10 protein-coding genes are annotated in these 11,726 nt (G+C 63.4%); 8 read left to right on the plus strand and 2 right to left on the minus strand.

Annotated features, from left to right (window positions below):
- The first annotated feature begins 285 nt into the window (after positions 1–285).
- From ftsE to ACVOL0_RS19175, 6 genes are all read left to right on the plus strand, one after another.
- A complete protein-coding gene (gene ftsE / locus ACVOL0_RS19150; protein ID WP_481510910.1) occupies positions 286–972 on the plus strand; it encodes a cell division ATP-binding protein FtsE in 687 nt (228 codons plus the stop codon).
- Positions 969–1,937, plus strand: coding sequence for a permease-like cell division protein FtsX (gene ftsX / locus ACVOL0_RS19155; RefSeq protein WP_481550433.1), 969 nt, complete (start codon positions 969–971; stop codon positions 1,935–1,937). Before ftsE ends, ftsX begins: the two co-directional genes overlap by 4 nt.
- A 7-nt stretch (positions 1,938–1,944) precedes the next feature.
- Positions 1,945–2,787: a response regulator gene (locus ACVOL0_RS19160; protein WP_057628046.1), complete on the plus strand. Its 843-nt coding sequence runs from the start codon at positions 1,945–1,947 to the stop codon at positions 2,785–2,787.
- Positions 2,784–3,503, plus strand: coding sequence for a uracil-DNA glycosylase (gene ung / locus ACVOL0_RS19165; RefSeq protein ID WP_481550434.1), 720 nt, complete (start codon positions 2,784–2,786; stop codon positions 3,501–3,503). The genes ACVOL0_RS19160 and ung overlap by 4 nt, the downstream gene beginning before the upstream one ends.
- A gap of 178 nt (positions 3,504–3,681) precedes the next feature.
- Complete coding sequence (rpoH, locus tag ACVOL0_RS19170) at positions 3,682–4,557, plus strand: RNA polymerase sigma factor RpoH (protein WP_282272958.1); 876 nt, start codon at positions 3,682–3,684, stop codon at positions 4,555–4,557.
- Between the two features lie 287 nt (positions 4,558–4,844).
- Entirely contained in the window at positions 4,845–5,246 is a 402-nt protein-coding gene (locus ACVOL0_RS19175; RefSeq protein ID WP_481550435.1) for a GFA family protein, read from the plus strand.
- Positions 5,247–5,267: 21 nt separating this feature from the next.
- Here the strand turns inward: ACVOL0_RS19175 and ACVOL0_RS19180 are convergent, their stop codons facing one another.
- Positions 5,268–6,548: an NAD(P)/FAD-dependent oxidoreductase gene (locus tag ACVOL0_RS19180; protein ID WP_481550436.1), complete on the minus strand. Its 1,281-nt coding sequence runs from the start codon at positions 6,546–6,548 to the stop codon at positions 5,268–5,270.
- Positions 6,549–6,662: 114 nt separating this feature from the next.
- Here ACVOL0_RS19180 and ACVOL0_RS19185 point away from each other — a divergent pair, with 114 nt between their 5' ends.
- Together ACVOL0_RS19185 and ACVOL0_RS19190 are read left to right on the plus strand one after the other, a co-directional pair.
- Positions 6,663–7,478, plus strand: a complete 816-nt coding sequence (locus tag ACVOL0_RS19185; RefSeq protein ID WP_481550439.1) for an NYN domain-containing protein — start codon at positions 6,663–6,665, stop codon at positions 7,476–7,478.
- Between the two features lie 18 nt (positions 7,479–7,496).
- Positions 7,497–8,117, plus strand: coding sequence for a glutathione S-transferase family protein (locus ACVOL0_RS19190; protein ID WP_481550437.1), 621 nt, complete (start codon positions 7,497–7,499; stop codon positions 8,115–8,117).
- Between the two features lie 121 nt (positions 8,118–8,238).
- Here the strand turns inward: ACVOL0_RS19190 and ACVOL0_RS19195 are convergent, their stop codons facing one another.
- Positions 8,239–11,373, minus strand: coding sequence for a TonB-dependent receptor (locus ACVOL0_RS19195; RefSeq protein ID WP_481550438.1), 3,135 nt, complete (start codon positions 11,371–11,373; stop codon positions 8,239–8,241).
- Positions 11,374–11,726: the final 353 nt, after the last annotated feature.

The following is an 11,726-nucleotide window of genomic DNA, read 5'->3' on the forward strand; positions in this document are numbered from 1 at the left end:
GCCATGCTCGGCAGAGGCATTACCGGTAAAGCCCCATGCCGAGCATGGCTCGGCACTACAGCTCCCTCCCTTTTGCGCAGCAAAGGGGAGGGTTTGGGAGGGGTAAGCATTTTGCCGGTTGATGCAATCCCGGCTTCGCGGTGCGTGCCGCTTTTACCGCATGGCTGGTAAGGCCCCTTGCCGAGCATGGCTCGGCACTACAGGTTTCGCTCTGCCGAGCATGGCTCGGCACTACACGTGACCTGCATCCCCGCAGTCCGCCCGCGCTCCTGCATAATCAGCACGATGAGCGTCCTGCGTTTTGACAATGTCAGCAAACACTATGCCGGTGGCCATCAGGCGCTGCTGGATGTCAGCTTTGAGGTGGCGGCCGGCGAAATGCTGTTCGTCACCGGGCACTCCGGTGCCGGCAAGAGCACCTTGCTCAAGCTGATCCATCTCAGCGAGCGGCCCAGCCGTGGCGCTGTCATCTTCGGCGAGCGCAATCTGCTCAAGGTCCGCGGCGGCAAGGTTGCCCTGCATCGGCGCGAAGTCGGCGCGGTCTACCAGGACCATCGCCTGCTGGTCGATCGCAGCATTGGCGAGAACGTCGCCCTGCCGCTGATCCTGCGCGGCGACCGCCGTGCCGATACCGGCAAGCGGGTGCGCTCGGTGCTGGAACGTATGGGCCTTGGCCATCGTGAGAAGGCGCTGCCCAGTGAACTGTCGGCCGGTGAGCAGCAGCGCGTCGGCATCGCCCGCGCGATTGTCGCCGAGCCCAAGCTGCTGGTGGCCGACGAGCCCACCGGTAATCTTGACCCGACCCTGGCCGCGGAAATCATGACCTTGTTTGCCGAGCTGCCTGCGCGCGGCACCAGCGTGCTGGTGGTCAGCCATGACCTGGCCCTGCTCAAGCAGATGCGCAAGCGCGTGTTGATCCTCGACCACGGCCGTCTGGTCGATGACATCTCGCCGCAGGACCTGGCCGAATGACTAGCAGCAACAGCAGCGAGAAGTCCGCAACGAACACCAGCACGGCGGCACCGTCGCGGCTGGCCACCTGGATCAACCACCATCTGCACAGCGTGGTGTTCAGCCTCGGCCGCGCACTGCGCAGGCCGTGGGCAACCGCGCTGACGGTGGCGGTGATGGCATTGGCCCTGGCACTGCCGTTGGGGCTGTCGATCGGCCTGGACAACCTCAAGCATTTCGCCGGCAGCGTGCAGCAATCGCGCGATATCAACCTGTTCCTGAAAACCGACGTCGATGGCGCCGCCGCGCAGGAACTGGCCAAGACCCTGCGCGCCCGTACCGACGTGGCGCAGGTACAGTTGCGTACACCGGACGAAGGCCTGGCCGAGCTGCGCGAGAACGCCGGGCTGGGCGAAGCCATCGATGCGCTGGGTGAGAACCCGCTGCCCACGCTGCTGATCGTGACCCCGGCCGATGGTGTTGACGCCGCCCTGGCCAAGTCGCTGGAAGCCTTGCCGCAGGCCGATCTGGTCCAGCACGATGCGCTCTGGCGGCAGCGGCTGGATGGCTGGCTGAACTTCGGCGCGCGGCTGGTGCAGGTGTTGTCGGTACTGCTGGGCCTGGGTGCTGCGTTGGTGGTCGGCAATACGGTGCGCCTAGATATCCAGGCACGGCGCGAGGAAATCGGCGTGCTGCAGCTGCTCGGTGCCAGTGACGGCTTCATCCGTCGCCCGTTCGTCTATCTGGGCGCGTGGTACGGGCTCGGCGCTGGCGCGCTCGCCTTGGGCTTAATCGGTGTGTGCGGGCTGGCCCTGCGCGCGCCACTGGCCAACCTGTCGCAAAGTTACGGCAGTCCTTTCATGTTGCATGGCCTGGATATGCTGCATTCGGGCATGGTGCTGGTTGGCACCACGATTCTGGGTTGGTTGGGGGCATGGCTGGTGACAGGTCACTTCCTCAGGCAGACTCGCCCGACTGAAACCTGAGGCCCGCATGTCCACGCACGAGCTCAAGCACCTGATCAGCGACGCGCCGCGGGTAATGGTGGTCGATGGATCCAAACTGGTACGGCGCCTGATCAGCGATGTGCTCAAGCGCGAGCTGCCTGATGTCGAGGTGGTTGGCTGCGCCAGCATTGCCGAGGCGCGTGAAGCGCTGGCTGCCGGCCCGGTGCACTTGGTCACCACCTCGCTGGCCTTGCCTGATGGTGATGGCCTGGCGCTGGCACGTGGCGTGCGCGAAACCGCAGGGCAGGCCTATGTGCCGGTGATCGTGGTTTCCGGCGACGCCCAGCAGCATCTGGAACAGCGCCGCTTCACCGAATATGTCACCGACTATTTCGACAAGGCGCTGGGCCATGAAGCGCTGGCGACCTTCATCCGTGGCTATGTGCAGCCCGAGCCGGTGGCCAATGCCACCGTGCTGTATGTCGAAGACAGCCGCGTGGTGGCCGAGGCCACAAAACGCATGCTGGAGCGGCATGACCTGCATGTGGTGCATGTGCTCACTGCCGAGGATGCGTTCTCGCTGCTCACCGCCGAGTCGCTGGGCCGCACCACGCGCCAGGTGGACCTGGTATTGACCGACGTCACCCTCAAGGGTGAGCTCAGCGGCCGCGACGTGGTCGAGCGCATCCGCGTCGACTTCGCCTATGGCAAGCGGCGCCTGCCGGTGCTGGTGATGACCGGCGACGGCAACCCGCACAACCAGTCGGCGTTGCTGCAGTCCGGCGCCAATGATCTGGTGCAGAAACCCATCGAAGAGCGTCTGCTGGTGACCAAGGTGTTGTTCCAGCTGCGGCTGGCACGCATGGCACAGCCGGCGGTGGTGCTGTGAGCGAAGACGGCGCACAGATCCAGCTCGAGCCCAGTTGGAAGGCGCGCATCGGCGATTGGCTGCTGCGCCCGGAAATGCGTGAGCTGTCGGCCTTCCTGCGCAAGCGCAAGGCAGCCGGGGCGCATGTGTTCCCGCCTGGTCCGGAAATCTTTGCTGCCTTCAACGCCACCCCGTTCGAGCAGGTCAAGGTCGTGGTGCTGGGGCAGGACCCGTACCACGGTTATGGCCAGGCGCATGGCCTGAGCTTCTCGGTGAAGCCGGGCGTGCCGGTGCCGCCGTCCTTGCTCAACATCTATAAAGAGATCGAGGCCGACCTGGCCATCCCGCGCCCGGACCATGGCTGCCTGCTGCCGTGGGCGCAGCAGGGCGTGCTGCTGCTCAATGCGGTGCTGACCGTGGAAGAGGGCAAGGCGGGCGCGCATCAGGGCCGCGGCTGGGAGGGTTTCACGGACCACGTGGTCGACGTGCTCAACCGCGAGCGCGAAGGCCTGGTGTTCCTGCTGTGGGGCGCTTACGCCCAGCAGAAGGGCAAGGTCATCGATACCCGCCGCCACCGCGTGTTCAAGGCGCCGCATCCCTCGCCGTTGTCGGCCCACCGGGGCTTCCTCGGTTGCCGGCACTTCTCGCAGGCCAATGACTACCTGGCCCGCAACGGCCAGGCCCGGATTGACTGGCGGCTGCCAGCCTTGGCCGACCTGGCGCCGTCTGATCGCTGAACTGCCTTGATTCCTGTCATATCGCGGTGACCTTGGACTTGCTACCTTGGCGGTCCTCGGAATGCCGATGTTTCTGTCGCCTATTCAGGCTTGACTCTGGGTTTGGCAACAAAAACAGAACGCTGGAACTTTTTCTGTACTGAGCAGTCCAATAGTTCGACTGCTAAGATGAGGTCCTATGAACCTGAACACCTCTACTGCCCTTGTGGCAAACAATCTCCCGATCCCCAGTGCGCTCGGTTCGCTGGACGCCTACATCGGTGCCGTGCACCAGATCCCGGTGCTGTCGGTCGATGAGGAACAGGAACTGTCGCGTCGCTTCCGTGACGAGCAGGATCTGAACGCCGCGCGTGAGCTGGTGCATTCGCACCTGCGCTTCGTCGTGCACGTGGCCCGCGGCTACAACGGCTACGGCCTGCAGCTGGGCGACCTGATCCAGGAAGGCAACATCGGCCTGATGAAGGCGGTCAAGCGCTTCGACCCGGACATGGGCGTGCGCCTGGTGTCCTTCGCGGTGCATTGGATCCGTGCCGAGATGCACGAGTTCATCCTCAAGAACTGGCGCATCGTCAAGGTCGCCACGACCAAGGCGCAGCGCAAGCTGTTCTTCAACCTGCGCAAGTCCAAGACCCGCCTGGGCTGGATGAACGCCGCCGAGGTCAGCGCCGTCGCCAAGGATCTGAACGTCTCCGAGCGTGAAGTGATGGAGATGGAATCGCGTCTGTCCGGTCGCGACATTGGTTTCGATGCGCCGTCGGATGAAGACGACGATCATGCGCCGCCGTCGCCGGCTGCGTATCTGGTCGCGCGCGATGAAGATCCGTCGCAGGCCTATGAGCGCGAGGACAGCGAAGACAACCAGCTGAGCCTGCTGCGTGAAGGTCTGGCCAAGCTCGACCAGCGTTCGCGCGACATCATCGCCCGCCGTTGGCTGGAAGCCGACAGCAAGGTGACGCTGCAGGAACTGGCAGATGAGTACGGCGTGTCGGCCGAGCGCATCCGCCAGATCGAAGCCAACGCGCTGAAGAAGATGAAGGCACTGTTCGCCGCCTGAGCAAGGCAGCAGCAGTAACACGAAGGCCCGGGGAAACCCGGGCCTTTGTTTTGTAGTGCCGAGCCATGCTCGGCAAGAGGCCTTGTGCACGAACTAACCCGCTGTAGTGCCGAGCCATGCTCGGCAGAGGCGTTACCGGTGGCGGTTGGTCCGTGCATGGAGCCTCTGCCGAGCATGGCTCGGCACTACGGACGGGGTTCTGATAAATCCCCTGCCGAGCATGGCTCGGCACTACCGGTGATCTTTCCCGTGTAGATTCGGCATTCCTCTTGCAGACGGAGCTGGTGATGAAAGGGAACTGCCTGTGCGGTTCGGTCGAAGTGATCGCCAATGAGCATTCCGAGATCGGTCTATGCCATTGCAGCATGTGTCGGCGCTGGTCCGGTGGGCCGCTGTTCGCGGTGCATTGCGATGACCAGGTGCAGGTCATCGGCAGCGCGCTGAAGACCTATCGTTCCTCGGATTGGGCCGAGCGTGGCTTCTGCTCACAGTGCGGCACGCACCTGTATTACCGCTTGGTGCCGGACGGCGAATACTTCGTGCCGGCCGGCTTGTTCCAGGAACAAGCGTTCGAACTGGCCAGCCAGATCTTCATCGACGAAAAACCGTCGTACTACGAACTGGCCAACGAGACGCCGAAACTCACCGGGCGCGAAGTATTCGAGCAGTTTGCCAACGGCAACAGCTGATTGCCGCTGGCGCGGCTGCGATCAGCCTGCAGGTTCCTTGCCATCCTCCTCGTCGGCATCGCCGAGGATGATGCGCGCGCTGCGCTGGTAGCTCCAATACGCCACTGCCCAGTTGAGCAGCACCACCAGCCGGTTGCGGAAGCCGATCAGGAAGAACACGTGCGCGGCCAGCCAGAACCACCAGGCCAGCAGCCCGGACAACTGCAGCTTGCCGACATGCACGATCGCCGCCATGCGGCCGATGGTGGCCAGGTTGCCCTGGTCGTTGTAGCGGAATGGCGGTGGCGCTGGCTTGCCATCAAGACGTGCGCGGATCACCTGCGCCACGTACTTGCCCATCTGCTTGGCGGCAGGCGCCACGCCCGGCACCGGGCGGCCATTGGCCTGCATCAGCGCGACCAGGTCGCCACCGGCGAAGATCTCCGGGTGGCCGGGAACGGTGAGGTCTGGTTCCACCTGTACGCGGCCGGCGCGGTCCAGCGGCACCTCAAGCGTGCGTGCCAGCGGTGAGGCGGCCACACCAGCCGCCCACACCACGGTGCGTGCGGGGACGTGGGTGTCGCCCAGTTGGAAGCCCTGCCCGTCGATATGGCTGACGGCGGTGCCGGTGAGGACTTCCACGCCCAGCTTCTCCAGTTGGCGGCGCGCCTTAAGTGACAGCACTTCCGGGAAGGTGGACAGCACCCGCGGCCCGGCTTCAACCAGCCGCACCTTGGCGTCGGCCGGATTGATATGGCGGAACTCGTTCTTCAGTGTGTGGCGGGCAATCTCGGCCAGGGTGCCTGCCAGCTCCACGCCGGTCGGACCGCCACCGACGATGGCGAAGCTCAGCCAGGCGGCGCGCTTGGCCGGGTCGGGCTCGGCCTCGGCGCGCTCGAAGGCCAGCAGCAGTTTGCGGCGCAGGTAGAGCGCATCGTCCAGCGTCTTCAGGCCGGGCGCATCGGCGGCCCATTCGTCGTGGCCGAAGTAGGCATGGGTGGCGCCGCTGGCGACCAGTAGCATGTCGTAGCCAATCACGCCGCCATCGCCGAGCTGCAGCTGTCGGGCGTGCTTGTCGATGGACACCACTTCGCCCAGCCGTACCTCGATATTGCGTTGCTTGCCGAGGATATGCCGCAGTGGCGCGGCGATATCCGGTGAGGACAGGCCGGCGGTGGCGACCTGGTAGAGCAGGGGCTGGAACAGATGGTGGTTGCGGCGGTCGATCAAGGTGATGCGCAGGGGCGCGTTGGCCAGCGCTCGGCTGGCCCAGAGCCCGGCGAAACCACCGCCGACGACGACAAAATGCGGGTGTTGCGGCATGACGTACTCCGGTGGGGCCGGTGAACCGGCCGTGGGGGCGGGTTGTCAGTACGCATCATCGCATTGATGTGCTTTGAAACAGCGATGACCGATACTGGCACTCAGCTTGCCGCCATGGAGTCACCCGTGTCTGAGCCTGAGAAGCGCATCGCGCTGTTGATCGATGCCGACAACGCGCCGTCATCGAAGATCGACGAGATTCTTGTGGAAGTGGCCGCCTTCGGCGTGGCCAATGTGCGCCGTGCCTACGGCGACTGGAAGAACCCACGCTTGAAGGGTTGGGAAAGCGTGCTGCATGAGTTCGCGATCCGGCCGATCCAGCAGTTCGCCTATTCCAAGGGAAAGAACGCCTCGGACATGGCGATGGTGGTGGACGCGATGGACCTGCTGTACGCGCGCAACCTGGATGGCTTCGCGATTGTCTCCAGCGATGCCGACTTCACCCCGCTGGTGATGCGCATCCTCACCGATGGCGTGAAGGTCTATGGCTTCGGTGAACAGAAGACGCCCTTGGCCTTCGTCAACGCCTGCTCGAAGTTCACCTATCTGGAAGCGCTGGGCAACGATGCGCCCGAAGTCGTTGAGCACGTGGCCGCCAGCAGCGCGCCGGCTGCGCCGACTGCAACGGAAGTCTCCGAGCCACTCGCGGCACCGATCAAGCCGCGCAGCACCAATGAACTGCGCGGTGACACGCGCCTGCTCAACCTGCTGCGTGGCGCGGTGGATGCGGTGGCGGATGAGCAAGGTTGGGCGCTGCTGAGTTCGGTCGGCAACCAGATTGCCAACCGCGCATCGTTCGACTCGCGCAATTATGGCTATCGCAAGCTGAGCGAGCTGATCGATGCGACAGGCCTGTTCGAGGTCAAGCGTGCCGGCAAGGCATCGGCGGTGCGCGCGCTGCCACGCAAGGGGGCGCGCGATGAGAACTGATCTGAAAGGAGTGGGGGAATGTTGAAGATCTGGGGCCGGCGCAATTCCAGCAATGTGCGCAAGGTGTTGTGGTGCGCCGAGGAAATCGGCTTGCCGTATGAGTCGATCGAAGTGGGTGGCGCGTTTGGTGGCACGCAGACGGCCGAATACCGCGCGATGAATCCGAATGGCTTGGTGCCGGTGATCGAGGATCAAGGTCTGCCGGTGTGGGAGTCCAACGCCATCGTGCGTTATCTGTCGGCACGTTATGCACTGGACGTGTTGTATCCGTCCGACCCGGTTGAGCGTGCATGCAGCGAACAATGGATGGATTGGACCACATCGAGTTTTGCGGTGGCCTTCCGTGACCTGTTCTGGGGCGTCGTGCGTACTGCACCAGCGGATCGTGATGAGGCGCGTATTGCGGCGGCGTTGTTACGCTGTGGTGAGTTGCTGGCGCTGGTCGATGCGGCGTTGGAAAAGCAGCCGTGGTTGTCCGGCGAGCGTTTTGCGATGGGCGATATTCCGCTGGGCGCCTTCATCTACGCCTGGTTTGAGATGCCGATCCAACGACCGGAGCTGCCGCACCTGGCAGCGTGGTATGCCCGGCTGCAGCAGCGGCCGGCGTATCGGAAAGGGGTTATGACGGCGTTGACTTGAGTTGATGTTGGGAGTGCGGGGATGCGACTTCCAACCGCGTCTGGCGCACAAAGAGAAAGCCGCGCCGTAACCAGCGCGGCTTTCTCGCTACCTCCGTGCGGACAGCACGGCTAGACAAGCCTTAGAACTTCCAGGTCAGGCCCATGTACAGCTGGCGACCTGCATAGCTGTTGGACAGCAGACGGGCCTTGGTGTCGCTGCCCAGGTGCACACGCTGCTCGGACTTGGTGGCGTTGAGTACCGAAGCACTCAGGGTCAGGTCCTCGCGGATGTTGAAGGCCGCGTTGAGGTCCAGCTGGTCATACGGCTCGGTATAGATGGTGAAGCCGTTGTTCAGGCCGCCAACCACTTCGCCGCGACGGTTGTACGAGGCACGCGCCAGGAAATAGCGGTTCTCGTAGAACACGGTGAAGTTGCCCTGGTTCTTTGCGCTGCCTACCAGCGGCGAGGCACCGATCTTCTCACCGTCGATTTCAACCGAAGCCAGGTTGGTGTCGTTGTAGGTGTAGTTGGCCTGGAAGCCCAGACCGAAGTCGAAGGTGTACTGGCCGTACACTTCCACACCCTGCGACACGCCGTCCTGGCCGTTGGCTTCCGTGGAATAGTCCTGCACCGTTACCGACTGCCCTGCAACGTTCATCTGCAGGTCGCGCACCACCGGTACGGTGAAGTTCTTCACGTCCTTGCGGAACAGGCCAACACCTGCAACTGCACCGGGTTGGAAGTACCACTCCAGGCTCAGGTCGTACTGGGTTGCCTTGAACGGCTCCAGGTCCTTGTTGCTGCCAGAACCGTACCAGCCCGGGTTCACTGCGCCACCGGCCACAACGCGGTCGGCGCTGTATTCGGCGGAGTAGTAGCTCAAGCCGCCCGGGTAGGCGATGCTGGTGTAGCTGGGACGCGAGATGACCTTGGAAGCTGCACCGCGCAGTACCAGGTTGTTGGTGATGTCCCAGGCGATATTGAAGCTTGGCAGGATGTCGGTATAGGTCTTGTCCAGCGAGGCAAGCTCATAGCTCTTCTCGCGGGCCATGCTGTCGGGCAGGCGCACGAATCCGCTCTCACAGCCGTAACCCGTGTTCGAGCCCAGCAACGCGGCGGCGGCAGGATCGGTACAGGCCATCGGTGAGCCGCTGGCGTTGTCAGCGAAGTAGTCGTTGAAGCGTTCGACCGAATCGCTGGATTCGGCGTGCTGCTTGGTGCGGGCTACACGGATGCCGACGTTGCCGCGAACACGTTCTGTACGGAAGTTGGCCTGGAAATAGCCGGAATAGACCTTCTCGCCCACGTTGTAGACGAAGTCGTCCTCACGACGGTTCTGCGCCGGACCGTAGGTCTTGTTGAGATAGTCGATGTAGGCAGGATAGTTGATGCCAGGAAATACGTTCGCGTTGAAGCCGCCGGCGATGTTGCCGATCGGCTGCGACAGGAAGAAGCCGGGTTGTGCGATGCCGGCAGTGGAATCACAGCCAGCCTGGTAGCGCTTGCTGTAGTCGCTCGGGTCCGCACCTTGGCACACCCAATAGGTATTGCCGGTATTGCGGTGCACCTTGCTGTCGCTGTACTTGGTGCCGAACTGGATGGAATCCAGCCAACCGGCTTCGAACAGCTTGTTGAAGTCAGCCTGGAAGTGATTCTGCTTGATGCTGGTCTGGGTCCATGACGAATCGGTGGAGCCGGTGTCGACCTCGGCGATGCCGTTCATCAGCTGCTGCTGCAAGTCCGGCGAGAACGTTGCCGACGGCGTACCGGTGATGTCCCACGCGCTGTACTGGTTGCCGGCCTGCCATTGGTTGCCTACTTTGCGGCGCGGCTTTGCCGACATGCGGAAGCTCATCGACGGGCCGCCTTCGGACCAGGTGCGGCCGCCGGCAAACGACGCCTTCCACAGCGGGCTGATGTCCCAGTCCACGCTCAGGTCTGCGGTCTGCGACAGCGCCTTTTCGCGGCTGTAGGTACCGGTCAGCTGCGGGGTCGGAATGGTGCAGTCATCCGGGCCCCAGCCACCGCCGGGCAGGCCGGCAGCCTTGGCTTCGTCCTCGCTGCAGATGTAGGTTTTGCCAGCCAGCTTTTCGTACTCGGCACCGGTGACGATGGTGCCACTGGGGTCGAAGCTAAAGTCGTTGAGCAGGCGGCCCGGTTCCCAGTTGCCGTCACCAGCGACACGCGCCAGGTTCCATTCCGGAATCTTCAGCATGTTCTGGGTGTAGTTGCCCTCCAGCTCAAAGCGGAAGTAGTTCGCGGTCATGGTGACGCTGTCGACCGGCTTGAACTGGAAGGTCAGCTGGTTACCGGTGCGCTCGCGCTTCTCGTCCTTGACCGCGAAGTTGACCGAGGTCGGCATGAAGAAGCCGGAGTAGTGGCCGCCGGTCTGGTTGTAGATGCCGGAACGGCCCCAGAACTGCGAAGCCTCAGGCAGGCGATTGCCGTGCACATCGACGGCTGGATCGCGGGTGGTGCCGCGTTCGTCCCAAACGTACTTGTGGCTGATGTTGCCGTTGGCGTCGAGGCGGTCGCTATACCACTGCCAATCCTCGGTGCTGGCGGTCATGGTGCGGCTACGACGGTTCTGCTTGGTTGCACCGATCAGTAGGCCGAAGCGCTCGTCCTCGCTGTGCCAGGAGTACATCGCCGACGCCTGCGGGTCGATGCCGCTGGTGGTGTCCGACGAGGTGCCTTCGATGCTGGCAAAGCCGGAGTTGGCTTCCATGTCCAGCGGGCGACGCGTGCGCAGGATAACCGTACCGCCGATGCCGCCTTCTTCCAGGCGTGCTTCCGGGGTTTTGTACAGTTCTGCGGCCGACAACATGTTGGACGGCAGCAAAGTGTAGTTGAACGAGCGCGATGCTTCGTTGTTGGTTTCCGAGCTGGCGACGTAGTTGCCATTCAACTGGGTCAGCGTGAGGCCTGATGCCAGACCGCGCACGCTGACGTTCTTACCCTCACCGCCGTCGCGGGTGATGATCACGCCGGGCACGCGCTGCAGCGCGTCGGCCACGTTTTTGTCGGGGAACTTGCCGACGTCTTCTGCGGTGATCACCTCGACCACGGCATTGGCGTCGCGCTTTTGCTCAAGGCTTTTTTCGATGGCGTAGCGGTAGCCGGTGACGTTGACGCTATCGAGCGTGGTGGCGTCGGGGCTGGTGCTGGCCTGTTGCGCGAGCGCTGCGCCGGGAACGGCTGCGACGGCGAACAAGGCGAAGGCAATGGCGGCGGACAAGGTGTCGCGGCCGTGCTTGCGTGTGATCTGTTTCATTTCTCTCCCTCTCCTGGATTGAATCGCTAACTGTCACGGTGATTTGGACTTGTATCGATCTAAAAACATGTGAAGCCGGGGCCTTGTTGCGATCGCTCAACGGTGTGTCTGGCGCTCGAGCAGGGTTCCGTTGCCTGGGATCGTGGGGGTGTCGATTTGGATCGATCTAAACGATTGGCGCGCATTTTTTAGCACAGCCAAAGGTTTGACGCATGTTGCTACGCAATATGGCCGGGTCGGTGGAGTTGGCGGGGCAGGGACGGTGGGGGTAGTGGGGGGGGCCCCACCGGCCGGGCGGCAGCCGCGAAGGCCAAAAACCCAACCCCAAGCCACCAAACACACCAACACACCAA

This window comes from Stenotrophomonas sp. STEN021 (assembly GCF_056760175.1).

Excerpts from the sequence above, each read along its gene's own strand:
- ftsE (WP_481510910.1), top strand. The coding sequence starts at position 286 with ATGAGCGTCCTGCGTTTTGACAATGTCAGCAAACACTATGCCGGTGGC.
- ftsX (WP_481550433.1), top strand. The coding sequence starts at position 969 with ATGACTAGCAGCAACAGCAGCGAGAAGTCCGCAACGAACACCAGCACG.
- ACVOL0_RS19160 (WP_057628046.1), top strand. The coding sequence starts at position 1,945 with ATGTCCACGCACGAGCTCAAGCACCTGATCAGCGACGCGCCGCGGGTA.
- rpoH (WP_282272958.1), top strand. The coding sequence starts at position 3,682 with ATGAACCTGAACACCTCTACTGCCCTTGTGGCAAACAATCTCCCGATC.
- ACVOL0_RS19175 (WP_481550435.1), top strand. The coding sequence starts at position 4,845 with ATGAAAGGGAACTGCCTGTGCGGTTCGGTCGAAGTGATCGCCAATGAG.
- ACVOL0_RS19180 (WP_481550436.1), bottom strand. The coding sequence starts at position 6,548 with ATGCCGCAACACCCGCATTTTGTCGTCGTCGGCGGTGGTTTCGCCGGG.
- ACVOL0_RS19185 (WP_481550439.1), top strand. The coding sequence starts at position 6,663 with ATGGAGTCACCCGTGTCTGAGCCTGAGAAGCGCATCGCGCTGTTGATC.
- ACVOL0_RS19190 (WP_481550437.1), top strand. The coding sequence starts at position 7,497 with ATGTTGAAGATCTGGGGCCGGCGCAATTCCAGCAATGTGCGCAAGGTG.
- ACVOL0_RS19195 (WP_481550438.1), bottom strand. The coding sequence starts at position 11,373 with ATGAAACAGATCACACGCAAGCACGGCCGCGACACCTTGTCCGCCGCC.